Origin of the sequence: Streptomyces sp. AC555_RSS877 (assembly GCF_019049245.1) — a bacterium.
Lineage (GTDB): Bacteria > Actinomycetota > Actinomycetes > Streptomycetales > Streptomycetaceae > Streptomyces.
The window spans coordinates 185,409-211,421 of sequence record NZ_JAGMUK010000001.1 but is presented as its reverse complement, the minus strand read 5'-3'; the positions used below and the strand labels follow the sequence as shown (position 1 = coordinate 211,421).

The following is a 26,013-nucleotide window of genomic DNA, read 5'->3' as shown; positions in this document are numbered from 1 at the left end:
CTGTCTCGGGGCACTACCACCGGGTACCCTCAACGCGATATGAGCACCGAGAACCTCCCCCAGAACCCTGAGCAGCCGCCTCGCAAGCCGCGCGTGGCCGTCGTGTTCGGCGGGCGCAGCTCCGAACACGGGATCTCCACGGTCACCGCCGGCGCCGTCCTGCGGGCCATCGACCGGACCAAGTACGACGTCCTGCCGATCGGCATCACCCGGGAGGGCCGGTGGGTGCTCACCGCCGACGAACCGGAGCGCATGGCGATCACCGAGCGCCGTACACCCGACGTCGCGGCACTGGCCGAGTCCAGCGAGGGCGGCGTCGTGCTCCCGGTCGACCCCGCGAACCGCGAAGTCGTCTACAGCGAGCCCGGATCGGTGCCCAAGGCCCTCGGCGAGGTCGACGTCGTCTTCCCGGTGCTGCACGGCCCGTACGGCGAGGACGGCACCCTCCAGGGCCTCCTGGAGCTCTCCGGGGTGCCGTACGTGGGTTCGGGCGTGCTCGCCTCGGCCGTCGGCCAGGACAAGGAGTACATGAAGCGGGTGTTCACCTCCTTCGGTCTCAAGGTGGGCCCGTACGTGGTGATCCGGCCGCGTGAGTGGGAGCGCGACGAGTCCGGCGCCCGCAAGAAGATCGTCGACCTGGCCGGCGAGCACGGCTGGCCGCTCTTCGTGAAGCCCGCGCGCGCGGGCTCGTCGATCGGCATCACCAAGGTCGACGACCCGTCCGGTCTCGACGAGGCGATCGCCGAGGCCCAGCGGCACGACCCGAAGATCCTCGTGGAGGCGGCGCTGCGCGGCCGGGAGATCGAGTGCGGGGTGCTGGAGTTCGAGGACGGCCCCCGTGCCAGCGTGCCCTCGGAGATCCCGCCGCCGGACACGCACGCGTACTACGACTTCGAGGCGAAGTACATCGACTCGACGCCCGGCATCGTGCCCGCGCCGCTGAAGGCCGAGGAGACGGCCGAGGTGCAGCGGCTCGCGGTGGAGGCGTTCGAGGCCGCCTCCTGCGAGGGCCTGGTACGCGCGGACTTCTTCCTCACCGAGGACGGCGAGTTCGTGATCAACGAGATCAACACGATGCCCGGCATGACGCCGATCTCGATGTACCCGCAGATGTGGCAGGCGTCCGGGATCGGCTACCCGGAGCTGGTGGACCGGCTGGTGCAGGCGGCGCTGCGGCGGTCGACCGGCCTGCGCTGAGCCGCTCGGCCAGGGCCTGTCCGGCGGATCATGCCGCAGACGCGGGGCCTGGTGCGTCGATCTGCGTCGATCTGCGGCGTTGTCGTCGGTTGCCCGACTCCCCCCACTCTCGACTTCGCTCGAGCGGGGGGATCCCCATCGCGTCGACGCCCTCCTCCGCCTTGCAGCTCGACGCACCAGGCCCCGCTCACCTGCGTCGATGAGGCGCCGCGGAGGTCCTGCGACTTGATCCGCCGGACAGGCCCTAGCCGGCGATCCCTTCGGGGACCGCCTTCTTGACGGCCGGGGCGAGGTCGACCAGCACTCCCGTGCTGTCCTGCCCCTTCGGCACCGTCACCTCGACGTACGCACTGCGATTGGCGGTGGTGAAGCGGTACGCTCCGTCGTCCTGCTTCTCCATCAGCCAGTCGACGCCGTTCACACCGCCGGCGACCGCGTCCGGGTCGCCGCCTTCGGCCACCTTGGGGTCGATCATCTTGGGCGGTCGCACGACACCGCAGCGCAGTATGATCGCCGGGCTTCCCCAGCCCGCCGTCAGTGCGGACGCGGGCTCGGGATCCTCACGGCCCAGACCGTCCAGCTTCGTCGGCAGCGCCTTGTCCAGGTTCTGGCACAGCTTCATGACCTTCGCACCCGGACTGGGAACCGCCGCCGACGCGCTGTCGTCTGCTGAGGAGCAGCCCGCGACCGTGATCAGCACGGCAAGCGCGGGCGGCCCGATGAGGATGCGGTACCGGTGACGGAAGAAGTTCACCGGCCAAGGGTAGACGGGGGCTACAGATGGACCACCGGGCAGGTCAGGGTGCGGGTGATGCCGTCCACCTGCTGGACCTTCGCGACCACCATGCGACCGAGGTCGTCGACCGTGTCCGCTTGGGCGCGCACGATCACGTCGTACGGTCCTGTCACGTCCTCGGCCTGGATGACCCCAGGAATCTTGCTGATCGTCTCGGCGACGGTCGACGCTTTGCCGACCTCCGTCTGGATCAGGATGTACGCCTGTACCACGGAACCTCCAGGGCGGCCACGAGGATCATGTGGGGAAAAGGAACGCCACGGTATCGCGTCGCCGCGCGCCGCGGGGAGACCCGCGGCGACCAGGGCGCGCGCGCCGGGGTGCAGGCACGACAGAAGTTGACGGTCACCTCGACCGTATCGAGGACACTGGTGACGCGCGACCGGGCTCGGACAGGTACAGAAGGGGCGTAAGGGCAATGAAGGGCACTGTTGGTGAGCTCGGTGAGTTCGGGCTCATCAGGGAGCTCACCTCCCGTCTCACCACCACCCCGGCGGTCCGGGTCGGCCCCGGCGACGACGCCGCGGTGGTGGCCGCGCCCGACCGCAGGGTCGTGGCGAGCACCGACATCCTCCTCGAGGGACGGCACTTCCGGCGCGACTGGTCCACGGCCTACGACGTCGGCCGCAAGGCCGCCGCGCAGAACCTCGCGGACATCGCCGCCATGGGCGCCGTACCGACCGCGCTGCTGCTCGGCCTGGTCGTCCCGGCCGAACTCCCGGTGGCCTGGCCGGTCGAGCTGATGGACGGCCTGCGCGACGAGTGCCAGGTCGCGGGGGCGTCCGTGGTCGGGGGCGACGTCGTACGCGGCGACACGATCATGGTGTCGATCACCGCGCTCGGCGATCTGCGCAACAACGAGCCCGTCACGCGGGGCGGCGCGCAGCCCGGCGACATCGTCGCGGTGACCGGCTGGCTCGGCTGGTCCGCGGCCGGGTTCGCGGTGCTGTCCCGCGGGTTCCGCTCGCCGCGCGCCTTCGTGGAGGCACACCGGCGCCCCGAGCCGCCATACCACGCGGGACCGGCCGCCGCCGGGCTCGGCGCGACCGCGATGTGCGACGTGAGCGACGGGCTGATCGCCGACCTCGGGCACATCGCCGAGGCCAGCAAGGTCCGTATCGACGTCCGCTCCGGCGCGATCGACATCCCCTCCCAGATGAACGACATCGGGCAGGCCGTCGGCGTCGACCCCATGCAGTGGGTGCTCACCGGCGGAGAGGACCACGCCATCGTCGCGACCTTCCCGCCGGACGTGAAGCTGCCGGCCCGCTGGAAGATCATCGGCGAGGTCCTCAACCCCTCGGCGCTGCCCCAGGTGACGGTGGACGGGGCGCCGTGGACCAAGAAGGGCGGCTGGGACCACTTCGGGGACATCGAGTCATGAGCGCGCCGCCGCGGGTTCTCACGGTCGCGGGCTCCGACTCCGGCGGCGGCGCGGGCATCCAGGCCGACCTGAAGACGATGCTGGCGCTCGGCGTGCACGGCATGAGCGTCATCACGGCCGTCACCGCGCAGAACTCCCTCGGCGTGCAAGGGGCCTGGGAACTGCCCGTGGAGGCCGTACGGGCCCAGTACCGCAGCGTGGTCGACGACATCGGCGTACAGGCGGTCAAGACCGGGATGCTGGCCTCCGCGGAACTCGTCGAGGCGGTCGCCGAATTGATCGGCGAAACCGGCGCACCGGTCGTCGTGGACCCCGTGGGTGTCTCCAAGCACGGCGACCCGTTGCTCGCCGCCTCCGCCCTGGACGCCGTACGGACCAGGCTGCTGCCGGTCGCGACCGTGGCGACGCCCAACCTGGACGAGGTGGCGCAGCTCACGGGTGTGCGGGTCGAGTCGGAGTCCCTGATGCGGGAAGCCGCCGAGGCCGTGCTCTCTTACGGCCCGCGATGGGTGCTCATCAAGGGCGGTCACCTGCCCGGTGACGCCGTGGACCTGCTCACCGACGGTTCCGAGGAGCACTGGCTGCGGGCGCCGAGATACGACAACCGGCACACGCACGGCACGGGCTGCACGCTCGCGTCGGCGACCGCGTCTCAGCTCGCGAAGGGGCAGTCGGTGCCGGAGGCGGTGGCGGCTGCCAAGGAGTACGTCACCGGGGCGATCGCGGCCGGGTTCGCGCTCGGCGCAGGGATCGGTCCCGTGGACCACGGGTGGCGGTTCCGGGCGGGCGGCGGCGCGTAAACGCTTGCGCGAGGGCTTGCCGGTCGGCTTGGACGTGCAAAAAGCCGGTCCACACGAGGTGGACCGGCTCCGTGCAGTGAACCAGCAGTAGCCGCGCGCTTACTGTGCGTCAGCGCGAGACCTTGCCGGCCTTGATGCACGAGGTGCAAGCGTTCAGGCGCTTCGGCGTCCCGCCGACCACAGTACGCACGCGCTGGATGTTCGGGTTCCAGCGACGGGACGTACGGCGGTGCGAGTGCGAGATGCTGTTGCCGAAGCCCGGCCCCTTGCCGCAGACGTCGCAGTTGGCAGCCACGGGTCACTCCAAAGACTTCAGATGCACTTACGGTGGATCCCGGCATGCCGGGATCGAGATCGCAGGATCAGAGATCTGAGTGGCGCTGCCAGGGGGATGGCCCGATGTCATCGGGCAACCGGAGCAGCATACAACGACTGCGCCAGTGGAACGAAACTACCATGGCTGCTCAGGGCCTCGCTCCAGGCCCTCTTCCGGTGAACACCACCCCGAGGTCTACGCTGCGTCCCAGGCCGGCAGCTCAGGGAGGCGCAGGTGGCGCAGGTGCCGCAGACATTCTTCGATGCTCTCGCGGTACGCACCTGGTGCGCTCTCGCGCTCCGGGCGCTGGGACGGGCGCGCGAGGAGATCGACGCGATCAACGTCTACCCCGTGGCGGACGGGGACACCGGCACGAACCTGTATCTGACGGTGGAGTCCGCCTCGACCGCGGTCGAGGCGGTGTTCGCGGGGTACGAGGCCGACGCCGAGGGGCCGTCCCTGGCGGACGCCACGCGCGCGATGGCGCACGGCGCTCTCATAGGGGCACGAGGGAACTCCGGGACGATCCTCGCGCAGCTGTTCCGCGGCATGGCCCAGGTGCTCGCCGCCGATCATGACACCGCTCACACCGATGGGGCGGGGTTGCGGCTGGCCCTGAGGCATGCCGCCGACTCCGCCCGCAAGGCGGTGGCCCATCCCGTCGAGGGCACGGTGCTGTCCGTCGCCTCAGCCGCGGCCGACGCGGCCGAGGAGGCCGAGGAGGCGGAGGGCGACTGCGGGACCGTCGCACGGGCGGCCTACGAGGGGGCGTGCGCGGCACTGGCCGCGACCCCAGCGCAACTGGCCGTGCTGGAGCGGGCCGGGGTGGTCGACGCCGGCGGGCGGGGGCTGGTGGCGGTCCTCGGGGCGCTGGTCGAGACGTTCACGGGGGAGACGCCGCGGGAGGTGGCGCTGTCGGCGCCGCACGCGCCCGTGGACGACGGGCTCGCCGGAGGGCCGCCCGCGCGTGCGGCCGACGGAGGTGCCCCCGAGGACACCCTTGCCGCCACCCTCGCCACCGACTGCGCCGACAGTCCCGCCGACCCGGAGCACGGCGGGCCCGCCTTCGAGGTGATCTACCTCCTGGAGGCCGACGACGCCGCCGTCGAGCGGTTGCGGGAGCGGCTGGACGCCCTCGGGGACTCGCTCGTCGTGGTCGGCGGCGACGGGCTGTGGAACGTCCATGTGCACGTCGACGACGCGGGCGCCGCCGTGGAGGCGGGCGTCGAGGCCGGGCGGCCGTACCGGATCCGGATCACGCACTTCGCGCTCGGCGACGTGCACACCACCGGCGCCGAGAGGCCGCCCCGGGAGCGCGCCCAGCGCGCCGTCGTGGCCGTCGTGCCCGGCGAGGGTCTGGCCGGGCTCTACACCGAGGCGGGCGCGACGACCGTGCTGGCGCGGCCCGGGGAGCCGCCCGCGAGCGGGGAACTCGTCGAGGCCGTACGGCGGGCCCACGCGCGCGAGGTGGTGCTGCTGCCCAATGACGCGGACCTGCGCCACACCGCGGCCGCGGCCGCCGAGCAGGCCCGCACGGAGGGCATCCGGGTGGCCCTCATCCCGACGCGCTCCGCGGTCCAGGGCATCGCCGCGCTCGCCGTGCACGCGCCGGACCGCCGCTTCGACGAGGACGTCGTGACGATGACCTCGGCGGCGGGGGCCACCCGTTACGCCGAAGTCGTCGTCGCGGAACGCCAGTCGTGGACCATGGCCGGCATCTGCCAGGCCGGCGACGTCCTCGGCCTGATCGACGGCGACGTGGCCGTCATCGGGCAGGACGTTACCGTCACCGCCGAAACGGTTCTTGACCGCATGCTCGCGGCCGGCGGCGAACTGGTCACCCTGGTCCTGGGCAACGAGGCTCCCGAGCCGATCGCCGAACACCTCGAAGCACGCGTACGGGAGGCGTACATGGCCGTCGACACGGTGGTGTACCGGGGCGGGCGGCAGGGAGCCGTGCTCCTCATCGGGGTCGAGTAGCACCCCCTAGTCGGCGGGTTGTCCGTCTGCCTGTGCCGCCGCCTGGTCCTCCACCACCTGGAGCAGCTGACGGGCCTCGGCCAGTCGCGCCACCGCCACTTCGTCCTCGGTGGCGCCGTACGCGGCCAGCACCGCACGCGCGCGTGCCGCCGCCCGGTCGGGGCGGCCCAGGTCGGCCTCCAGCCAGCCCGCGGTGAGTTCGGCGCCGGTCCGGCTGTGCAGGGCGTCGGCCCCGAGGGAGGCGAACAGCACGATGGCCTCGGCCACTTGGGCCAGGGAATCCTCCAGCACGGCGCGGATCGAGTCGTCCTCGGCGTCCTCGGCGGCGGAACGGGCCAGCAGATCGCCGAACTGACGCCGGGTGTGGCCGAGTTCCGCGACGAGCCGCTGCCGGGCGTCCTCGTCGGCGACCTCAGCGGCCAGCGCCGCCTCGCACTCCCGGACCGCGTTCGCCATCAACTCCCGTGCCTCGTCCGGACCTTCCTCCGGACGCAGTGCGAGCCACGCGCGGGCGCGCAGGGAGCGGACCAGGCCGTGGACATTGCCGAGCGACCGCCACAGGTCGCCCGCGCGCGCGTATGCCCGGTCCGCGTCGGCGTGCAGGCCCGCGTGCCCGAGGGACTCCGCGGCGAGATGGGCCAGCGTCGCGTGGTCGTGCTGCTCGGGCCAGTGCCGGGCGAGCTCGGCCGCCTGGAGCCGCCGTTCGGCGGCCGCGCGGTGCTCGCCCAGCTCGCTCAGACAGTCGCCGAGCCACCACTGCGTCTGCACGACCGCGCCGTCGCCGTGCGTCTCGGCGTGCAGATCGGGCAGCGCCGACTCCAGCACCTCCGCGGCCTCGGCCCATCGCCCCAGCCGCAACAGGAACCCGCCGAGCTGCTGCCGGGCCCAGGCGCCGAGCGTCCGCCCCTCGCCGGCCACGTCGGCCCAGTGCGCCGCCTCCAGGGCGTGCTCGGCCGCCTCCTCCACCAGCCCCCTGCCGCCGACGACCTCCGCGAGCTGGAGGTACAACTGGGCCCGCCCCGTCGCCTCCAGATGCGGACCGCCGTGCTCCAGGGCAGCCCGCAGCGCCCGCTCCGTCTCGGCCACGTCGCCCAGATGGTGCGCGAGCCCGGCCAACCGCGCCTCGTACTCCACCGCGAACCACGGCAGCCCCGCCCCCACGAACGCCGCCGCGGCCCGCGCGAACAGCTCCGCGGCCGCCTTCACCTCCCCGCCGTGCGCCGCCAGCTCCGCGAGCATCGCGAGCGCCTCGGCGGCCCGCGACGCCAGCCGTACGTCGTCCCCGGTACGCCCCTCGACCAGCGCCAGCACCTCCCGCGCGGCCACTTCGGCCTCGGCCAGCACGGATCCCACGGCGGGGCCGCCGGACGGAGTCGTGGCGCCGGGGTGGCCGTCGGCCTGATTCGTCCCGCTGTGGGGGGCGTCGGCTGGAGCCGCGGTGCCGTGGGGGCCGTCGGCCGGATCCGCCCAGTCGTCAGGGTCGTCGACCGGAGCTGCCCCGGCGTCGGCGGACGGAGTCAGGGCGCCAGGGTGATCGTCGGTCGGGACCGCCCCGCCGTCGGGTGCGCCAGCCGGAGTGACGGTTCCGTCGGGGCCGTCGGCCGGGCCCGGGATGGTGTCCCGGGAGCCGTCGTCCGGCGTCGCGGCGTCCCCGGGGGTGTCACCCGGGACCACCCCGCCCCAGGAGTCGTCACCCGACGCTCCAGCCTCCCCGGTCTCACCGGCAGCGTCAGCCTCCCGCACCTCACCGGTCGGGCCCTCGTCGTCCCCCAGGGACTCGACGACCCCCTGCACGCGTCGCATCAGGATGCGTGCCCGCCCCATCAGCACCGACGCCGTCTGCCGTATGCCCGTGCCGCCCTCGGCGTACAGGGCGAGGATTTCGTCGTAGGGATCGGCGACCGCTGTCAGTGCCTCGTCCACGCGGCCCGCGAGGGCGCGTACGTATGCCGCACGCGTCCGTGCGGCCAGGGCCTCTCCGGGGTCGCCCGCCTCGGCGTACAGCTCCGCGGCGTGCTCGAAGAGGTCGACGCCCTCGGGGCCCCGGTCCATCGCCTCGTGGTCGGCGATCTCCGCCCGGTCGCGGGCGGCCAGCTCGACGCCCTGCGCGGCCCGTCCGACGGCCGCCCACGCCTCGACGGCGTTCGGCTCCAGGGTGTCCGACAGCCGCCGCGCCTCGGCGAGCAGCGCGGCGAGATCGGGCGGGCCGGGCTCGTCCGGGGTGACGGCCACCGGGGCCGGCACGGGAGGCGAGGACACTGTCCGCGCCGACCGCACTCCCAGCGCCAGCCGCTCCACCAGCGGCCGCTGCGCCATACGCGCGCGTGCCCGCTCGCTGACGTGCCGCGTGCCGTTGCGCTCGTCGAAACGGGCGGCCAGCGCGAGGGCTTCCCCGCGCGCGTGGGCGGCGAGTTCGCGCGCGCTCCACGCCCGGTCGGCCGGTCCGGGCACCCGCTGGTCGCCGAGCCCGAGCTCGGTCAGGCGGTCCATCAGCAGGGCCACCACGGCCATGAAGTCCAGTTTGCTGCGCGGTTGCCCGTCGTCCGTGAAGTACGCGGACCGCTGTGCGAGCAGTTCCAGACCGCGCGCCTCGTTGCCGGACAGCGCGCAGAACTCGACGTGGTCCGCGTAGGCGCCGCGCATGCTCTCCATGCCCCGCACGAGCCGGAAGCCCCGCAGGTGGTTGGCCCGTGCCTCGTCCACGCGGCCGAGCCGCAGCAGGGGCACCAGGGAGGACGCGAGCACCGTGTGCGGCTCGTGGGCGCAGGTGTACTCGCCCTCCAGCACCGGCGCCCACAGTTCCAGCGCCTCGGCGTCCCGCCCGCGCTCCGCCTGCCACCAGCCCTGCCCGTGCAGCTCGCAGGCGTGGCAGTCGGCCATGGTGTCCCGGTCGGCGGCCAGCCACGCGGCGTAGGCCCGCTCGGCCCGCGCCACGTCCCCGATGTGCGCGGCCACGCTGAACTCGGCCCCGCGAACGGCCCGTTCGGTATGTCCGGCCAGCCGGTAGCGGTACTCCATCTCGCCGAGCCACTTCTCGACGGAGGCGAGCGGGATGTGCGGTTGGTCGAGCATGCCGGACGACATCCACTTGAAGACCCAGTGCAGCGAGTGCGTCTCGTACTCGTCGAAGTCCTCGGGCCGCTCGTCCCACATGCGCAGCAGCCGCGCGAAGGGGACGAACATCTTGGCCTTCTCGGAGCTGTAGTTGTAGACCTTCAGCTGGTGCCCGAGCGCCTCGATCACCGCGAGCGGGATGTTCAGCTTCTCCGCCTCGGCGAGCAGCCGCTCCGCGCGCGCGTTGCGGGCCGGACCCTCCGGCTGCTCGGAGTTCTCCGCCATCGCCCGGCGCAGCTCGTCGAAGTCCGTGATCTCACTCATCAGTGACCGTCCTCGCCATGGGTGGCCCATTCCAGGAGGCCGATGAACGCCCGGTTCAGCAGCGCCGAGTCCGCGGGCCTGAGCGGCCGCTGCGCCATCAGCAGCGCCTGCCCGTACAGCGACTCCGTGGCGGTGCCGATCAGCTCCGGGTCGCCGAGCGAACTGATCCGCCGGATCAGCGGGTTGAGGTGGTTGAGCACCAGCCGTGCGCGCGGGGCGCTGCCCCGCAGCGAGCCGAGGATGCCCGCCCACAGGTCGTCGGCCTGCTCCGCGGCCTCCGCCCGGGCCTGCTCGTGCCGCGCCGCCCGGTCGTCCAGGTGCAGCGCGGGCACGGAGAGGGGGTGGAAGGCGCGCAGGACGACGTCACAGCCCAAGGGGTCGAGTTTCGCCCGCGCGGCCGCCAGGAAGCCCGCCAGGGCCAGCTCCTCGACCGGATCGACCGCGTCCAGATGCGCGGTCACGGTGTCGGCGTCCAGCTCGGCGACCACCGTCCCCGGCCGCACCGAGGGCAGTGCCTCGATCAGCTCGCTGTCGTAGGTGTAGCCGCCGTTGATCACTCCGACGCCCTGCGCGGACGCGATCGGCGCGACCTGCCGGTACTCCTCGACGGTCCGCGTGAAGTGCACCACCGGATGCCGCTGCGCGAACTCCTCCAGGGACAGTCGTCCGTCGGTCGTCTCGAAGGGCAGCCACGGGAGCATCGTGCGCAGCATCTCGCGGTCGTGCCGCGCCAAGGACCTCACGCCCAGGTGGTGCACGGCCAGGAAGGCCTCCAGCCGCTCCGGATCACCGGCCGCGAGGCCCGTCAGCCAGGACCGAATCCTTTCGCCCAGCGCCTCCCGGACGGCGGCCAGCGTCTCGTCCTCGTACAGCGACTCGCGCGAGGCGGTGGGCCGCAGGCTGTCCGTGTCCAGGACACAGCGCACGAAGAACGCCCAGTCCGGCAGCAGTTGTTCGCCGCGCTCGGTCAGCAGCATGCCCTTCAGGTGCACGCGGTGACCCGCCCGCTGGGCCGGACTGACCGCCGACGGCAGGACGTACGCCACCCCCCGGATCCCGGCGAGCGGCACGTCCAGCGCGATCGAGTCCAGCGGAGTGAACCCGAACAGGTCGTAGCAGTGCCGCGCCAGGGCCACCCTTCGGGTGGCGGGGCTCGGATACGTCCGGTCCCAGGGCGCGGGCAGGTCGGTGACCGCCTCGTCGCCCACTCGTACGTCGTACGGCAGCAGCGAGCCGAAGTCCCGCGCCAGGGCGAGGACCCGCTCCTTCGCCAGCCACTCCCCGGCGCCCGCCCGCGCCACCAGGTGCACGGTGGTGCCCGGTTCCGGACGGGCCTCGTCCGGCAGCGTCCGCACGGTGTACGAACCGTCGTCCCTCGCCGTCCACTCCACGGGCGGGGCATCCGGCGTACGCGCGCTGCGACTGACCACCCGGATCCGCTCGGCGACCACGAAACAGGCGAGCAGCCCGATGCCGAACTGCCCGAGGAAGTCGGAGCGGGCCTCCTGGAGCCCGTCGGCGCGCTTGGAACTGCGCCCGATGGTGGCGAGCAGGGCGTGCACGTCCGCCTCGGTGAGCCCGATCCCGGAATCCTCGACACGCAGGGACCCGCCCTCGGCGTACAGCCGCACCCGGGCCGGGGCGTCGGGCTGCTCGGCCCGCCGGGCGGTGATCGCGTCCACCGCGTTCTGCAGCAGCTCGCGCAGGTAGACCTTGGGGCTCGAGTAGAGGTGGTGGGAGAGCAGGTCCACCAGGCCGCGCAGGTCGACCTGGAACGTATGAGGTGACTGGGGTGACGGGGATGCGGGGAAGGGCTGTGAGATCTGGGAGTCCATCGTCGCAGCGCCGGTGGGGGGAGGGGCGACGGCGCGGGGTCGGGCGGTCCCGTGTGAGGCGGTGACCGCGGGGATGGCCGGAGGCGCGCCATCCTAAGGCCCCAACCAGCCGTCTGACCAGGGGTTTCCCGAGACGTATACGGCATTGTCAGTGTCGTGGTGTGCAATGGATCTCGTGCCCGCACTGCAAGAACCACTGAAAAAGGTGCTCGGCCCCGCCACCGCGAAGGTGATGGCCGAGCATCTCGGCCTGCACACCGTCGGCGACCTCCTGCACCACTACCCGCGCAGATACGAGGAGCGGGGCCAGCTCACCCACCTCGCCGACCTGCCCATGGACGAGCACGTCACGGTGGTCGCCCAGGTCGCCGACGCCCGCCTGCACACCTTCGCCTCGGCGAAGGCCCCGCGCGGCAAGGGCCAGCGCCTGGAAGTGACCATCACGGACGGCAGCGGCCGCCTCCAACTGGTCTTCTTCGGCCACGGCGTTCACAAGCCCCACAAGGAACTCCTGCCGGGCACCCGCGCGCTGTTCGCGGGCAAGGTCTCCGTCTTCAACCGTCGCCTTCAACTGGCCCACCCGGCCTACGAGTTGCTGCGGGGCGACAGCGAGGAAGCCGTGGACACGTGGGCCGGCGCCCTCATCCCGCTCTACCCCGCCACCGCCAAGCTGGAGTCCTGGAAGATCGGCAAAGCGATCCAGACCGTCCTGCCCAGCGCCCAGGAAGCCCTCGACCCGCTCCCTGACTCCCTCCGCGAGGGCCGCGGCCTGGTCTCTCTTCCCGAGGCCCTCCTCAAGATCCACCGCCCGCACACCAAGGCGGACATCGAGGACGCCCGCTCCCGCCTCAAGTGGGACGAGGCGTTCGTCCTCCAGGTCGCCCTCGCCCGCCGCCGCCACGCCGACGCCCAACTCCCCGCGGTCCCCCGCAAACCCGCCCCCGACGGCCTGCTCGGCGCCTTCGACGCCCGTCTGCCCTTCACCCTCACCGACGGCCAGCAGAAGGTCTCCCGGGAGATCTTCGACGACCTCGCGACGGACCATCCGATGCACCGGCTGCTCCAGGGCGAGGTCGGGTCGGGCAAGACGATGGTGGCGCTCCGGGCCATGCTCGCCACCGTCGACGCGGGCGGCCAGGCCGCCATGCTCGCGCCCACCGAAGTGCTCGCCCAGCAGCACCACCGGTCGGTCGTCGAGATGATGGGGGAGCTGGCCGAGGGCGGGATGCTCGGCGGGGCCGATCAGGCCACCAAGGTGGTGCTGCTCACCGGGTCCATGGGCGCGGCCGCCCGCCGCCAGGCCCTGCTCGACCTCGTCACGGGCGAGGCCGGGATCGTGATCGGCACGCACGCGCTGATCGAGGACAAGGTGCAGTTCCACGATCTGGGGCTGGTCGTGGTGGACGAGCAGCACCGCTTCGGTGTCGAGCAGCGCGACGCCCTGCGCGGCAAGGGCAAGCAGCCGCCCCACCTGCTCGTCATGACCGCCACACCCATTCCGCGAACGGTCGCCATGACCGTCTTCGGCGACCTGGAGACCTCCGTCCTCGACCAGCTCCCGGCCGGCCGCTCGCCGATCGCCAGCCATGTCGTGCCGGCCGCCGACAAACCGCACTTCCTGGCGCGGGCCTGGGAGCGAGTGCGCGAGGAGGTGGAGAACGGCCACCAGGCGTACGTCGTCTGCCCCCGCATCGGGGACGAGGAGGACGATCCCAAGAAGGCCGCCAAGAAGAAGTCCCCCGAGGACGAGGCCGAGAAGCGCCCGCCCCTCGCCGTCCTCGACGTCGCCGACCAGCTCGCCAAGGGGCCGCTCAACGGCCTCAAGGTGGAGGTCCTGCACGGCCGTATGCACCCCGACGACAAGGACGCGGTCATGCGCCGCTTCGCCGCCGGGGAGACCGGCGTCCTGGTCGCCACCACGGTCATCGAGGTCGGCGTCAACGTACCCAACGCCACCGCCATGGTGATCATGGACGCCGACCGCTTCGGCGTCTCCCAGCTGCACCAGCTGCGCGGCCGCGTCGGCCGTGGCTCGGCGGCCGGACTGTGCCTCCTGGTCAGCGAGATGCCGGAGGCGAGCGCGGCCCGCCAGCGGCTCACCGCCGTGGCCTCCACCCTCGACGGCTTCGAGCTCTCCCGCATCGACCTCGAACAGCGCCGCGAGGGCGACGTGCTCGGCCAGGCCCAGTCCGGAGCCCGCACCAGCCTGCGGATGCTCGCGGTCATCGAGGACGAGGAGATCATCGCCGAGGCCCGCCAGGAGGCCGCCGCCCTCGTCGCCGCCGACCCGGACCTCACCCGCCTCCCGGGCCTGCGCACGGCCCTGGACGCCCTGTTGGACGAGGAGAGGGAGCAGTACCTCGACAAGGGGTGACCCGGGCACCCGCCTCCCGAGGCTGAGACACTGGAACCCCACCGAGCTCCACCGACGTACGGACAAGGACCGAGGAAATGACCCGCGTGATCGCCGGCGCAGCCGGCGGACGTCGCCTGACCGTCCCACCGGGAACCGGCACCCGCCCCACCTCCGGCCGCGCACGCGAGGGCCTCTTCTCCACCTGGCAGTCCCTGCTCGGCGGCCCGCTGGACGGCGAGCGGGTCCTCGACCTGTACGCCGGTTCGGGCGCCGTCGGCCTGGAGGCGCTGTCCCGCGGCGCCGGCCACACCCTGCTCGTCGAGGCCGACGCCCGGGCCGCCCGCATCGTCCGGGAGAACGTGAAGAGCCTGGATCTGCCAGGCGCCGAGGTCAGGGCGGGCAAGGCCCGGCAGGTGATCCAGGTGCCGCCCGCGCAGCCCTACGACCTCGTCTTCCTGGACCCGCCGTACGCCGTCACGGACGACGATCTTCGGGAGATTCTGCTCACACTCCGTACGCAGGGCTGGCTCACGGACGATGCCCTCGTCACCGTGGAGCGCAGCACCAGAGGCGGAGAATTCAGGTGGCCGGACGGCTTCGACTCGATCCGGTCCCGTCGTTACGGCGAGGGAACGTTTTGGTACGGTCGCGCCGCCTCTACGTGCGAAGACGCACGATGACCGGACCGGAGAGCGAGGGAACTCAAGTGCGCCGCGCCGTCTGTCCCGGGTCGTTCGACCCGATCACCAACGGACATCTCGACATCATTTCCCGCGCCTCCCGTCTGTACGACGAGGTCTATGTCGCGGTCATGATCAACAAGTCCAAGAAGGGCCTGTTCGAGGTGGACGAGCGGATCGACCTGATCCGCCAGGTCACCGCCGAGTACGAGAACGTCCGGATCGAGGCCTTCCACGGCCTCCTCGTCGACTACTGCAAGCAGCGCGACATCCCCGCCATCGTCAAGGGCCTGCGCGCGGTGAGCGACTTCGACTACGAGCTGCAGATGGCCCAGATGAACATCGGCCTCTCGGGTGTGGAGACGCTGTTCGTGCCGACCAACCCGACCTACAGCTTCCTCTCCTCCTCGCTCGTCAAGGAGGTCGCGACCTGGGGCGGAGACGTCTCCCACCTGGTGCCGCCCACCGTCCTCGAGGCCCTCAACGAGCGCCTGCGCAAGGACTGATGGGGCTACAGTCGTTCCGTCCGTCTCCAACACAGCTGTAGAGAGTGGCGAGCACAGGTGGACGTGCAGAAGAAGCTCGACGAGATCGTGGCCTCAGTCTCCGGTGCCCGGTCGATGCCCATGTCGGCCTCGTGCGTGGTCAACCGCGCCGACCTGCTCTCGATGCTCGAAGAGCTGCGCCAGGCCCTGCCCGGCTCCCTCGCCCAGGCCCAGGAGCTGATCGGCGACCGCGAACAGATGGTCGAGCAGGCCCGTCAGGAGGCCGAGCGGATCATCGGCCAGGCACACGCCGAGCGCGGCTCGCTGATCTCCGACACGGAGATCGCCCGCCGCTCCCAGGCCGAGGCCGACCGCATCCTCGCCGAGGCCCGCAAGGAGGCCGAGGACGTCCGCGCGGAGGCCGACGACTACGTCGACTCCAAGCTCGCCAACTTCGAGGTCGTCCTCACCAAGACCCTCGGCTCGGTGGGCCGCGGCCGCGAGAAGCTCCTCGGCACCGGACCCGGCATCGACGAGCAGGGCTACGAGGACGAGGACGCCCCCGAGCGCAGCCACGACCCGGAGACCCTGCGCCGCACCGCCGACGAGTACGTCGACGTCAAGCTCGGCGCCTTCGAGGCGGTCCTGGCCAAGACCCTGGAGGCCGTCGGCCGCGGCCGCCAGAAGCTGCACGGCCGGATCGCCTCGGACGACCTCGGCGCCCTCGCCGACGACCTCTCCACCCTCCAGCACTCCAGCGACGCCGACTACCTGGCCGACCTCGTCGCCCACGCGGAGGCAGGCACCCCGGCCGCCCCCGCCGGGCAGCCCGTACAGCAGCCGTACGACCAGCGGACCGTGCAGCCGGCCTACGGCTACCAGCAGCAGCCGGCCGCCGATCCGTACGGCGGCTACCAGCAGCAGTACGGCGGCAGCCAGGACGCGTACGGCTACCAGCAGGCCGATCCGTACGCCCCCGCTTTCGACTACGCGCAAGCGGGAGGGACCCCCGGCCAGGGCTACGACGGTCAGCAGGGCACCTACGACCCGCAGCAGGCCCAGCAGGCCCAGCAGGCCCAGCAGGGCTACGCCGAGCAGCCGCAGACGCCCGCCCTCGACGAGACCAGCCTCTTCGACACCGGCATGATCAGCGCGGAGCAGCTGCGGGCCTACGAACAAGGGCGCGGAAACGGCTGATCAGCCCCTTCGGGAAGGGGCTGTGGCCGGGAGCGCACACCGGATTGGGCCGTGAGCGAAAGGTCCAGTATCCTGGCTCTTCGGTCGCGTGTACGTCCGCGATCAACGCTGCCCGGGAACACCGAAGGGCAGCGTCCCCCAAGCTCAGAAGATCGAAAGCAGGAATGGCCCTGAACGCCCGCCTCGACCACCGCAACCCTCTCGTGTTCGACACACACGAGCTGGGGCGGCGTCCTGGCGCGCTGCAGCGCCTGACCCGCGAGATCGACGCCCCCAAGGATCTCGGCATCCAGGAGGTCATCGGAGTGCCGGAAGGCGCCCCGATGAAGCTTGATCTCCGCCTTGAGTCGGTCATGGAGGGGGTGCTTGTCACAGGCACCGCCCGTGCACGGGCCAAGGGGGAGTGCGTAAGGTGTCTGGAGCCGCTCGAGCTGCTGCTCGAAGCGGACTTCCAGGAGATGTTCTCGTACCCTGACGCCGACGACCGGGGCCGCGTGAAAGCGGAGCCGGCCGACGACGCCGAGGGAGCGGTACCGGACGAGGACATGCTCTTCATCGAGGACGGCCTGTTCGACCTCGAACCCGTGCTGCGGGACGCGGTGGTGCTCTCACTGCCGATGCAGCCGGTGTGCCAGGAAGACTGTCTGGGCCTGTGTTCCGAGTGCGGAGCACGGCTCACGGACGACCCGGACCACCACCATGACGCCGTCGACATTCGTTGGGCGGCACTGCAGGGACTCGCCGATTCACTCGGAGACGGCGAGAAGGACGACATGAGCGGCGCCGAAGCGGGCGTCGACGAGAAGCAGGAGAAGTAGCCGTGGCTGTTCCGAAGCGGAAGATGTCGCGCAGCAACACGCGCCACCGCCGGTCGCAGTGGAAGGCTGCGGTCCCCACCCTGGTTGCGTGCGAGCGCTGCCACGAGCCCAAGCTGCAGCACATCGCGTGCCCGTCTTGCGGCACTTACAACAAGCGCCAGGTCCTCGAGGTCTGAGCGGCTGGTGAGAGGCACAGTGTCCACGCCAAAGAAGACCGCTCCCCGCGTGAGCGGGAGTAGCCCGGCGGACAACACAGCCTCGTCCCACACGCTGTTGGAAGGGCGGCTCGGGTACACACTCGAGTCCGCCCTTCTGGTGCGTGCACTGACCCACCGTTCGTACGCGTACGAGAACGGCGGTCTGCCGACCAACGAACGCCTGGAGTTCCTCGGGGACTCCGTACTCGGCCTCGTGGTCACGGACACGCTGTATCGCACCCACCCCGACCTGCCCGAAGGCCAACTGGCCAAGTTGCGGGCCGCGGTGGTCAACTCGCGTGCGCTGGCGGAGGTCAGCCGTGGGCTCGACCTGGGCTCTTTCATCCGGCTCGGCCGCGGTGAAGAGGGCACGGGCGGCCGGGACAAGGCGTCCATCCTCGCCGACACCCTGGAAGCGGTGATCGGCGCGGTCTATCTCGACCAGGGCCTGGACTCGGCGGCGGAGCTCGTGCACCGCCTGTTCGACCCACTGATCGAGAAGTCCTCGAATCTCGGAGCCGGCCTGGACTGGAAGACCAGTCTCCAGGAGCTCACCGCGACCGAAGGACTCGGCGTGCCCGAGTACCTGGTCACGGAGACCGGCCCCGACCACGAAAAGGTCTTCACTGCTGCCGCCCGCGTCGGAGGCGTCTCGTACGGCACCGGCACCGGCCGCAGCAAGAAGGAGGCGGAGCAGCAGGCCGCCGAGTCCGCCTGGCGGGCCATTCGGGCCGCCGCGGACGAGCGGGCCAAGGAGGCGGCCGAGCGGGCCGCCGAGGACGGCGAAGGTCCGTCGTCCGTCTCCGCCTGACCGAACAAGCGCGACCGAGCGCCCGTCCCTGGGGTCCTGCCCCGGGGCGGGCGCTCGACTCATACACCGGATGTGACGGGGGAGCCCCATGCCCGAGTTGCCCGAGGTCGAGGTCGTACGGCGCGGTCTGGAGCGGTGGGTCGCCCACCGGACGGTCGCCGAGGCCGAGGTGCTGCACCCGCGTGCGGTACGCCGTCATCTCGCCGGCGCTGACGACTTCGCCCACGGTCTCAAGGGCCATCGCATCGGCGTGCCCAGCCGCCGGGGCAAGTACCTGTGGCTGCCGCTGGAGGACACCGACCAGGCGGTCCTGGCGCACCTCGGCATGAGCGGGCAGCTCCTGGTCCAGCCGCACGCGGCGCCCGACGAGAAGCACCTCAGGATCCGGGTCCGGTTCGCGGACGAGGTGGACACGGAACTCCGCTTCGTCGACCAACGCACCTTCGGTGGCCTGTCGTTGCACGACACCACCCCGGACGGCCTGCCCGACGTCATCGCGCACATCGCCCGCGACCCCCTGGACCCGCAGTTCGACGACGAGGCCTTCCACCAGGCCCTGCGCCGCAAGCGCAGCACCATCAAACGGGCCCTGCTCGACCAGTCGTTGATCAGCGGCGTCGGCAACATCTACGCGGACGAGGCCCTTTGGCGCGCCCGCATCCATTACGAGCGCCCGACGACGGGCTTCACGCGGCCGCGCACAGCCGAACTCCTGGGCCACGTCCGGGACGTGATGAACGCGGCCCTCGCGGTCGGCGGCACGAGCTTCGACAGCCTCTACGTCAACGTCAACGGTGAGTCCGGCTACTTCGACCGCTCACTCGACGCGTACGGCCGCGAGGGCCTGCCCTGCAAGCGCTGCGCCACGCCGATGCGCCGGCGCCCCTGGATGAACCGGTCCAGCTACTTCTGCCCGAGGTGTCAGCGGGCGCCGCGGGTCGCGTCGTAACGCTCGCGGGCGGTGAGCACGTCGTCCATGCGCCCCTCCACGAACTGGATGAGGCCGGTCAGGCGGGTGGCGATCTCGCGGCCGAGCGGGGTCAGCTCGTAGTCCACGCGGGGCGGGTTGGTGGGCTGTGCCTCGCGGTGGACCAGGCCGTCGCGCTCCAGGGCGTGCAGCGTCTGGGAGAGCATCTTCTCGCTCACGCCGTCCACGCGGCGGCGCAGCTCGTTGAAGCGCAGCGAGCCCTCGTGCAGGGCACCGAGGGTGAGTGCTCCCCAGCGTCCCGTGACGTGCTCCAGGGTGCCGCGCGAGGGGCAGGCCTTGGCGAACACGTCGTACGGGAGGTCCTGCGCCTCCGTGCGCTCCTGCGTGGTGTCCATACCTCAAGCGTACTCGAACGCAGCGCTGACCGGCAGGTCGCGCTAACCAAGAGTTAGTGCGACCTGCCGGTTGTCGCCGGAACTAGTAGCCGAAGTCCTGCGTCCACCAAGGGCCGCCCGACGCGAGGTGCACGCCGACTCCCAGCGTCTTGAAGTCGCAGTTCAGGATGTTGGCCTTGTGGCCGGGGCTGTTCATCCAGGCCTCCATCACCGCGGCCGCGTCGGCCTGGCCCCGGGCTATGTTCTCGCCCCCGAGGTCGGTGACGTCTGCCTTCGCGGCCCGGTCCCAGGGGCTCAGACCGTCGGGGTCGGTGTGGTCGAAGAAGCCGCGCGCGGCCATGTCCTGGCTGAAGGCCTGGGCGAGGTCGGCCAGTGCGCTGTTAGCGGCGACCGCGCTGCAGCCCACCTTCGCCCGCTCCTCGTTGACGAGCTTCAGCACCTCGGCCGCGGCGGCGGTCTCCGCGGACACCGTCACGGGGGCGCTGGTCTCCTTCGGCGGCGCCTTGGTGGCCGCCTGCGGAGGAGTCGTCTTGGGCTTCTTGCTGGGGGTGGCCTGCGGCTTCTTCGACGGTGTCTTGGTCGGCGCGGCCGACGACGTCGAAGGGGAGGGCGAGGGCGAGGCGGAGCGGTCCGCGTCGCGGCTGGTCGCCCCCTCGTCACGGCTCTCGGCGCTGCCCGAGGTGCCGCCCTGCTCGGCCGGGCTGTTGGTCGGCGAGTCCGCGGCCTGCACACTGTCGCCGCCGCCGCTGCTGTTGCCGCCGCCGAGCTTGTAGTTCTCGAGGCCGGGCACCGCACCTGTGGCGACCGCGACCGTGCCGAGGGCGACCGCCGCGGAGACGCCGAGCAGGCCGGTCCTCACCGGCGTCACGGTCCTCTTCCTCCGGCGGTGCGAGCCGCGCCGTGGGCCGTCGCCGGGCGTGAAGCCCTCGCCCCGGTAGGTGGCGTAGTCCTCCTCCGTCGCGAACAGGTAGGCGTCACTCCTCGCGTCGGCCTCGGCGTGCGCCTCGGGGTTCAGATAGGGGGCCATGCCTGCCGTGGGGTGATCCCCGTACGAGTCGTGGTGCGCATAACTCCCCGTGTAGGGGTCATACGTCTCTGTCACCCCTGTGGCGCGGCCCGTGGCGGCGCGGCCGGCGGCGGAGCGTCGGTGGCGTCCCATGTCCTTGCCTTCCTCGTCCTGGCGGTCGACGCGTCCCCCCGGTCAACCAAGCTCACGAAACCCACACGATCGAGTGAGTTTCGTATGAGATTCATTGGGTGGGGACGGTACCGCATGGCGCCCGGGGAGGAAGTGTCCCGAGAGACATTGGCCCGTTAGGTTGCACTCATGAGCGAGGATGTACGACTGGTCGCCTGGGTGCGTGGACGGGTCCAAGGTGTGGGTTTCCGCTGGTTCACGCGGGCCAAGGCCCTGGAGATCGGCGGCCTGAGTGGTTTTGCTCTCAATTTGGGCGACGGCCGGGTCCAGGTGGTCGCGGAAGGGCCCCGCACGGGCTGCCAGGGACTCCTCGACTGGCTCCAGAGTGACGACACGCCCGGTCGGGTGGACGGCGTCACCGAGATCTGGGACACACCTCGCGGGGGTTACGACGGCTTCGCCATCCGCTGACCCGATTCTGTAAAACGGCCCAGGCGGAAGCGGAGGGACATGCCACCGGCAGCTGCCAGAAGCAGAAAGAGCCTGGTGGTTGCCAACAAACGCTTGCCGTGGCAGGCTCCGCAAGTAAGGATGATCGTCACTCCCCCGAAGGCCCCGAAGGAGCCGCAGCGTCGCCGTTTCCGGCCGCGCGGCACAGGGTTGCCCACCAATACGGGGCGTGATCGTGTTGACCGTCAAACTTTTTGGTGAGACGCTGAAAGCACCCCGCGCACCTTAGCTGTTTGGCATGGAAGAACGGCAGCACGAACTCAAAAGTGTCAAGCACCGCGGGTGCGAATCCCTCACGACCCACACCGCTTCGGTCGGTCACTCAGTGTGGAGGACCATCCATCATGGCAAAGGCGCTTCTCGGTTACGTCGGCGGCTCCGACCCTCGACTCCTCGCCGAGATGCGACGGCTTCAGCAGCGCGTCCAGGACCTGGAGTCCGAACTCGTTCGGATCCAGGAGGAGAACGACGCGCTCGCGGCTGCCGCTTCTCACGACAGGATCATGGAGAGCATCGACGCACACCAGGCGGAGCCTGCGCTCACCTGATCACTGCATCGCTACACGACAGCTCACGCAGTGGTTGGGCAGCCTGTATCAACCGCTAAGTTGTCAGATTTGCAAGGGACGCTTCGGCGTCCCTTCTTTCTTTCCCCTGCCCAGTTTTTTCCCCGTGCAGCCTTTCACTCTTCAACGTCTGGTGTGCCCTGCACGTTCATGGGTGAAACCGCGGGTTCATGGAGTGAGACACCACCGGAAGGTAGAGTCCGGCGGCGTGCACCTCAAGGCCCTGACCCTCCGTGGGTTCAAGTCGTTCGCCTCGGCGACCACACTCCGGTTCGAACCGGGCATCACGTGTGTCGTCGGACCGAACGGCTCGGGCAAGTCCAACGTCGTGGACGCGCTCAGCTGGGTCATGGGCGAGCAGGGCGCCAAGTCGCTGCGCGGCGGCAAGATGGAGGACGTCATCTTCGCCGGCACCACCGGCCGCCCGCCGCTGGGCCGTGCCGAGGTGTCCCTGACCATCGACAACTCCGACGGGGCGCTGCCCATCGAGTACGCCGAGGTCACCATCACGCGGATCATGTTCCGCAACGGCGGCAGCGAGTACCAGATCAACGGCGACACCTGCCGTCTCCTCGACATCCAGGAACTCCTGTCCGACTCCGGCATCGGCCGTGAGATGCATGTCATCGTCGGCCAGGGCCAGCTCGACTCCGTCCTGCACGCCGACCCCATGGGCCGCCGCGCCTTCATCGAGGAGGCGGCCGGCGTCCTCAAGCACCGCAAGCGCAAGGAGAAGGCGCTGCGGAAGCTGGACGCGATGCAGGCCAACCTCGCGCGCGTGCAGGACCTGACGGACGAGCTGCGCCGGCAGTTGAAGCCGCTCGGGCGTCAGGCCGCGGTCGCGCGGCGGGCCGCCGTGATCCAGGCGGATCTGCGCGATGCCCGGCTCCGGCTCCTCGCCGACGATCTCGTACGGCTGCGGGAGGCGCTGCGGGCCGAAGTCGCGGACGAGGCCGCCCTCAAGGAGCGCAAGGAAGCCGCCGAGCTGGAGCTGAGGAAGGCGCTCCAGCGGGAGTCGCTCCTGGAGGACGAGGTACGGCAGCTCAGCCCGCGCCTCCAGCGCGCACAGCAGACCTGGTACGAGCTCTCCCAGCTCGCCGAGCGGGTGCGCGGGACGGTCTCGCTCGCCGACGCGCGCGTGAAGAGCGCGACCTTGGCACCTCCTGAGGAACGGCACGGCCGCGACCCCGAGGACATGGAACGCGAGGCCGCCCGGATCCGTGAACAGGAGGCCGAGCTCGAAGCGGCCCTGGAGGCGGCCGAGCACGCTCTGGAGGACACGGTCGCGCACCGCGCCGAGCTGGAACGCGGACTGGCCGATGAGGAACGGCGTCTGAAGGACGTGGCCCGCGCGATCGCCGACCGTCGCGAGGGCCTGGCCCGCCTGAACGGTCAGGTCAACGCGGCCCGCTCACGTGCCGCCTCCGCCCAGGCCGAGATCGACCGCCTCGCCGCCGCGCGGGACCAGGCGCAGGAGCGTGCCGTCCGCGCCCAGGAGGAGTACGAGGTCCTGAAGGCCGAGGTCGACGGACTCGACGCCGACGACGCGGAACTCGCCGAGCAGCACGAGACGGCGAAGGAGCGGCTCGCCGAGGCGGAGGCCGCGCTCACCGCCGCTCGTGAGGCGGCCACGGCCGCCGAGCGGAGGCGGGCCGCGACCCAGGCCCGCCACGAGACGCTGGCGCTCGGTCTGCGCCGCAAGGACGGCACGGGTGTGCTGCTCGGCGCGAAGGACCGCCTCACCGGCCTGCTCGGCCCGGCCGCCGAGCTGCTGACCGTGACCCCGGGCCACGAGGTCGCCCTGGCCGCCGCCTTCGGCGCCGCCGCGGACGCCATCGCGGTGACCACCCCGTCCTCGGCAGCCGACGCGATCCGACTGCTGCGCAAGCAGGACGCGGGCCGGGCGGCCCTGCTGCTGGCGGGAGCGCCGGAAGACACGGGCGCGACTGCCACGAGTGCCGAGAGAGCAGAAAACGGCGCACGGACACGCCCGCTGGCGGCAGCTGCGAACGCCGAGGCCGAGCGGGTGGGAGCGGAAGCATGGCCCGCGGCCTCGGCCGTGACGGCCGAGGGTGGTGCACAGGCGCCCTCGGCGGGCGTAGCCGCGGACGCCGGCGAAGGGCACATGGGCGGCGAGGCATGGTCTCTGGGCCCGGCCGCGGCGGCCGGAGGTGGTGCACAGCCGCCCCCGGTGGACGCAGCCGCGGACGCCGGCGAAGGGCCCTCGGCCGGGAGTGGCGTTCAGCCACCCCTGGTGGCCACTCCCACGAACGTCGCCGCCGAGACATCGTCCACGACGGCTGTCGCCGCCGCGGAAGCGCCCACGGGCACGGACTCCGGCAACGTGGCCGACCGCGCCCGGCTCGGCGCCTCGGCCGGGCGGTCGCGTCCCGACGGTCCTCCCTTCGCCGCCGACCTGGTGCGTGGCCCCTCCGACCTGATGCCCGCCGTGCGCCGCCTCCTGCGCGGGATCGTCGTCGTCGGCACCCTCGAGGACGCCGAGGATCTTGTCTACGCGCGGCCCGACCTCACCGCCGTCACCGCCGAAGGCGACCTCTTGGGCGCGCACTTCGCTCATGGTGGGTCCGCCGGGGCGCCCAGTCTGCTCGAGGTGCAGGCGTCCGTGGACGAGGCCGCCGCCGAGCTCGAGGAGCTGGCCGTGCGGTGCGAGGAGCTCACCGAGGCGCAGCACGCGGTGGGGGAGCGGCGCAGGGAATGCGCGGCGAGGGTCGAGGAGCTGGGGGAGCGGCGCCGGGCCGCCGACCGGGAGAAGTCGGCCGTGGCCCAGCAGTTGGGGCGGCTGTCCGGGCAGGCGCGCGGGGCCGCCGGTGAGGCGGAGCGGTCGGTGGCCGCCGCCGCGCGGGCGCAGGAGGCGCTGGACAAGGCCCTCCAGGATGTCGAGGAGCTTGCCGAGCGGCTGGCCGTGGCCGAGGAGATGCCGGTCGAGGAGGAGCCCGACACCTCGGTACGGGACCGGCTCGCCGCCGACGGGGCCAACGCCCGGCAGACCGAGATGGAGGCCCGCCTCCAGGTCCGTACGCACGAGGAAAGAGTCAGGGGCCTGTCGGGGCGGGCCGACTCGCTCGACCGGGCCGCCCGCGCGGAACGCGAGGCACGCGCGCGTGCCGAGCAGCGGCGGGCCCGCCTCAGACACGAGGCGGCCGTCGCGGAGGCCGTCGCCTCCGGTGCCCGGCAGCTGCTCGCACACGTCGAGGTCTCCCTCGCCCGCGCCGACGCGGAGCGCACCGCGGCCGAGGCCGCCAAGACCCGCCGCGAGCAGGAGCTGGCAGCCGCCCGGAACGCGGGGCGTGACCTCAAGGCGGAGCTCGACAAGTTGACGGATTCAGTCCACCGGGGTGAGGTACTCGGCGCCGAGAAGCGGCTGCGGATCGAGCAGCTGGAGACCAAGGCGCTGGAGGAACTCGGTGTGGAACCGGCGGGGCTCGTGGCCGAGTACGGCCCGCACCAGCTGGTGCCGCCCTCGCCCCCCGCCGAAGGCGAGGAGCTGCCGGAGGACCCGGAGCACCCGCGCAACCAGCCGAAGCAGTTCCACCGGGCCGAGCAGGAGAGGCGCCTGAAGGCCGCCGAGCGGGCGTACCAGCAGCTCGGCAAGGTGAACCCGCTCGCCCTGGAGGAGTTCTCGGCGCTGGAGGAACGCCACCAGTTCCTCAGCGAGCAGCTGGAGGACCTGAAGAAGACCCGCGCGGACCTGCTGCAGGTCGTCAAGGAGGTCGACGAGCGCGTCGAGCAGGTCTTCACCGAGGCCTACCGGGACACCGCCCGCGAGTTCGAGGGCGTGTTCAGCAGGCTGTTCCCGGGCGGCGACGGGCGGCTGATTCTGACCGACCCCGACAACATGCTCACCACGGGTGTGGACGTCGAGGCCCGGCCGCCGGGCAAGAAGGTCAAGCGGCTGTCCCTGCTGTCGGGCGGTGAGCGGTCGCTGACCGCCGTGGCGCTCCTGGTGTCGATCTTCAAGGCGCGGCCCAGCCCGTTCTACGTCATGGACGAGGTCGAGGCGGCGCTCGACGACACCAACCTCCAGCGGCTGATCCGGATCATGCAGGAGCTGCAGGAGGCTTCCCAGCTCATCGTGATCACGCACCAGAAGCGGACGATGGAGGTCGCCGACGCGTTGTACGGCGTCTCCATGCAGGGCGACGGCGTGTCGAAGGTCATCTCCCAGCGGCTCCGCTGACACCTCCTTCATTTCTTCAAGACTTGAATGCAACACTGTCACGTACAG

22 protein-coding genes are annotated in these 26,013 nt (G+C 71.6%); 15 read left to right on the top strand and 7 right to left on the bottom strand.

Annotated features, from left to right (window positions below; translation table 11 throughout):
- Positions 1 to 39: 39 nt before the first annotated feature.
- A complete protein-coding gene (locus KUM49_RS00940; RefSeq protein WP_217234694.1) occupies positions 40 to 1,197 on the top strand; it encodes a D-alanine--D-alanine ligase family protein in 1,158 nt (385 codons plus the stop codon).
- Between the two features lie 244 nt (positions 1,198 to 1,441).
- Here the strand turns inward: KUM49_RS00940 and KUM49_RS00935 are convergent, their stop codons facing one another.
- Together KUM49_RS00935 and KUM49_RS00930 are read right to left on the bottom strand one after the other, a co-directional pair.
- Complete coding sequence (locus KUM49_RS00935) at positions 1,442 to 1,951, bottom strand: DUF3515 domain-containing protein (RefSeq protein ID WP_217234693.1); 510 nt, start codon at positions 1,949 to 1,951, stop codon at positions 1,442 to 1,444.
- 20 nt (positions 1,952 to 1,971) lie between these two features.
- The gene (locus tag KUM49_RS00930) at positions 1,972 to 2,205 is read right to left on the bottom strand and encodes an Lrp/AsnC family transcriptional regulator (protein WP_003997603.1); all 234 of its coding nucleotides are present in this window, start codon (positions 2,203 to 2,205) and stop codon (positions 1,972 to 1,974) included.
- Positions 2,206 to 2,411: 206 nt separating this feature from the next.
- Between KUM49_RS00930 and KUM49_RS00925 the strand changes: the two genes are divergently transcribed.
- Both KUM49_RS00925 and thiD read left to right on the top strand, forming a co-directional pair.
- Positions 2,412 to 3,377 carry a thiamine-phosphate kinase gene (locus KUM49_RS00925; protein WP_217234692.1) on the top strand — a complete coding sequence of 322 codons (966 nt, stop codon included), beginning with the start codon at positions 2,412 to 2,414 and terminating at the stop codon, positions 3,375 to 3,377.
- Positions 3,374 to 4,177 (top strand): bifunctional hydroxymethylpyrimidine kinase/phosphomethylpyrimidine kinase, encoded by an 804-nt coding sequence (thiD, locus tag KUM49_RS00920; RefSeq protein ID WP_217234691.1) that lies wholly within the window; start codon positions 3,374 to 3,376, stop codon positions 4,175 to 4,177. Before KUM49_RS00925 ends, thiD begins: the two co-directional genes overlap by 4 nt.
- Before the next feature lie 109 nt (positions 4,178 to 4,286).
- Here thiD and rpmB read toward each other — a convergent pair whose 3' ends face one another.
- Positions 4,287 to 4,472 (bottom strand): 50S ribosomal protein L28, encoded by a 186-nt coding sequence (gene rpmB, locus KUM49_RS00915; protein WP_217234690.1) that lies wholly within the window; start codon positions 4,470 to 4,472, stop codon positions 4,287 to 4,289.
- Positions 4,473 to 4,727: 255 nt separating this feature from the next.
- On the opposite strand from rpmB, the gene KUM49_RS00910 reads away from it, so the two are divergent.
- Positions 4,728 to 6,473 carry a DAK2 domain-containing protein gene (locus tag KUM49_RS00910; RefSeq protein WP_217234689.1) on the top strand — a complete coding sequence of 582 codons (1,746 nt, stop codon included), beginning with the start codon at positions 4,728 to 4,730 and terminating at the stop codon, positions 6,471 to 6,473.
- Positions 6,474 to 6,479: 6 nt separating this feature from the next.
- On the opposite strand, the gene KUM49_RS47945 is transcribed toward KUM49_RS00910, so the two are convergent.
- Both KUM49_RS47945 and KUM49_RS00895 read right to left on the bottom strand, forming a co-directional pair.
- Positions 6,480 to 9,851: a tetratricopeptide repeat protein gene (locus KUM49_RS47945; RefSeq protein ID WP_254400526.1), complete on the bottom strand. Its 3,372-nt coding sequence runs from the start codon at positions 9,849 to 9,851 to the stop codon at positions 6,480 to 6,482.
- Positions 9,851 to 11,686, bottom strand: coding sequence for an HSP90 family protein (locus tag KUM49_RS00895; RefSeq protein ID WP_217234688.1), 1,836 nt, complete (start codon positions 11,684 to 11,686; stop codon positions 9,851 to 9,853). Before KUM49_RS00895 ends, KUM49_RS47945 begins: the two co-directional genes overlap by 1 nt.
- Before the next feature lie 166 nt (positions 11,687 to 11,852).
- Between KUM49_RS00895 and recG the strand changes: the two genes are divergently transcribed.
- The 8 genes from recG (at position 11,853) to mutM (ending at position 19,179) form a co-directional block, all read left to right on the top strand.
- Positions 11,853 to 14,060: an ATP-dependent DNA helicase RecG gene (gene recG, locus KUM49_RS00890; RefSeq protein WP_217234687.1), complete on the top strand. Its 2,208-nt coding sequence runs from the start codon at positions 11,853 to 11,855 to the stop codon at positions 14,058 to 14,060.
- Positions 14,061 to 14,137: 77 nt separating this feature from the next.
- On the top strand, positions 14,138 to 14,722 hold the full coding sequence (gene rsmD / locus KUM49_RS00885) for a 16S rRNA (guanine(966)-N(2))-methyltransferase RsmD (protein ID WP_217234686.1): 585 nt from the start codon (positions 14,138 to 14,140) through the stop codon (positions 14,720 to 14,722).
- A gap of 26 nt (positions 14,723 to 14,748) precedes the next feature.
- Positions 14,749 to 15,228 (top strand): pantetheine-phosphate adenylyltransferase, encoded by a 480-nt coding sequence (gene coaD / locus KUM49_RS00880; protein WP_217234818.1) that lies wholly within the window; start codon positions 14,749 to 14,751, stop codon positions 15,226 to 15,228.
- A gap of 57 nt (positions 15,229 to 15,285) precedes the next feature.
- Entirely contained in the window at positions 15,286 to 16,404 is a 1,119-nt protein-coding gene (locus KUM49_RS00875; RefSeq protein WP_217234685.1) for an ATP synthase F0 subunit B, read from the top strand.
- A 164-nt stretch (positions 16,405 to 16,568) separates the two neighbouring features.
- On the top strand, positions 16,569 to 17,222 hold the full coding sequence (locus KUM49_RS00870; protein ID WP_217234684.1) for a DUF177 domain-containing protein: 654 nt from the start codon (positions 16,569 to 16,571) through the stop codon (positions 17,220 to 17,222).
- Positions 17,223 to 17,224: 2 nt separating this feature from the next.
- Positions 17,225 to 17,398, top strand: coding sequence for a 50S ribosomal protein L32 (gene rpmF / locus KUM49_RS00865; RefSeq protein ID WP_007493396.1), 174 nt, complete (start codon positions 17,225 to 17,227; stop codon positions 17,396 to 17,398).
- Positions 17,399 to 17,417: 19 nt separating this feature from the next.
- The gene (gene rnc / locus KUM49_RS00860; RefSeq protein WP_217234817.1) at positions 17,418 to 18,230 is read left to right on the top strand and encodes a ribonuclease III; all 813 of its coding nucleotides are present in this window, start codon (positions 17,418 to 17,420) and stop codon (positions 18,228 to 18,230) included.
- Positions 18,231 to 18,318: 88 nt separating this feature from the next.
- Positions 18,319 to 19,179 carry a bifunctional DNA-formamidopyrimidine glycosylase/DNA-(apurinic or apyrimidinic site) lyase gene (gene mutM, locus KUM49_RS00855; protein ID WP_217234683.1) on the top strand — a complete coding sequence of 287 codons (861 nt, stop codon included), beginning with the start codon at positions 18,319 to 18,321 and terminating at the stop codon, positions 19,177 to 19,179.
- Here mutM and KUM49_RS00850 read toward each other — a convergent pair.
- Together KUM49_RS00850 and KUM49_RS00845 are read right to left on the bottom strand one after the other, a co-directional pair.
- Complete coding sequence (locus KUM49_RS00850) at positions 19,152 to 19,553, bottom strand: helix-turn-helix domain-containing protein (RefSeq protein ID WP_217234682.1); 402 nt, start codon at positions 19,551 to 19,553, stop codon at positions 19,152 to 19,154. The two genes, mutM and KUM49_RS00850, sit on opposite strands and share 28 nt — an antisense overlap.
- A gap of 82 nt (positions 19,554 to 19,635) precedes the next feature.
- Positions 19,636 to 20,712 (bottom strand): CAP domain-containing protein, encoded by a 1,077-nt coding sequence (locus tag KUM49_RS00845; RefSeq protein WP_217234681.1) that lies wholly within the window; start codon positions 20,710 to 20,712, stop codon positions 19,636 to 19,638.
- Positions 20,713 to 20,880: 168 nt separating this feature from the next.
- Between KUM49_RS00845 and KUM49_RS00840 the strand changes: the two genes are divergently transcribed.
- The 3 genes from KUM49_RS00840 (at position 20,881) to KUM49_RS00830 (ending at position 25,965) form a co-directional block, all read left to right on the top strand.
- The gene (locus KUM49_RS00840) at positions 20,881 to 21,162 is read left to right on the top strand and encodes an acylphosphatase (RefSeq protein WP_217234680.1); all 282 of its coding nucleotides are present in this window, start codon (positions 20,881 to 20,883) and stop codon (positions 21,160 to 21,162) included.
- Positions 21,163 to 21,545: 383 nt separating this feature from the next.
- Positions 21,546 to 21,749: a hypothetical protein gene (locus KUM49_RS00835; protein ID WP_217234679.1), complete on the top strand. Its 204-nt coding sequence runs from the start codon at positions 21,546 to 21,548 to the stop codon at positions 21,747 to 21,749.
- A 226-nt stretch (positions 21,750 to 21,975) separates the two neighbouring features.
- Entirely contained in the window at positions 21,976 to 25,965 is a 3,990-nt protein-coding gene (locus KUM49_RS00830; protein WP_217234678.1) for an AAA family ATPase, read from the top strand.
- The last annotated feature ends 48 nt before the right edge of the window (positions 25,966 to 26,013 follow it).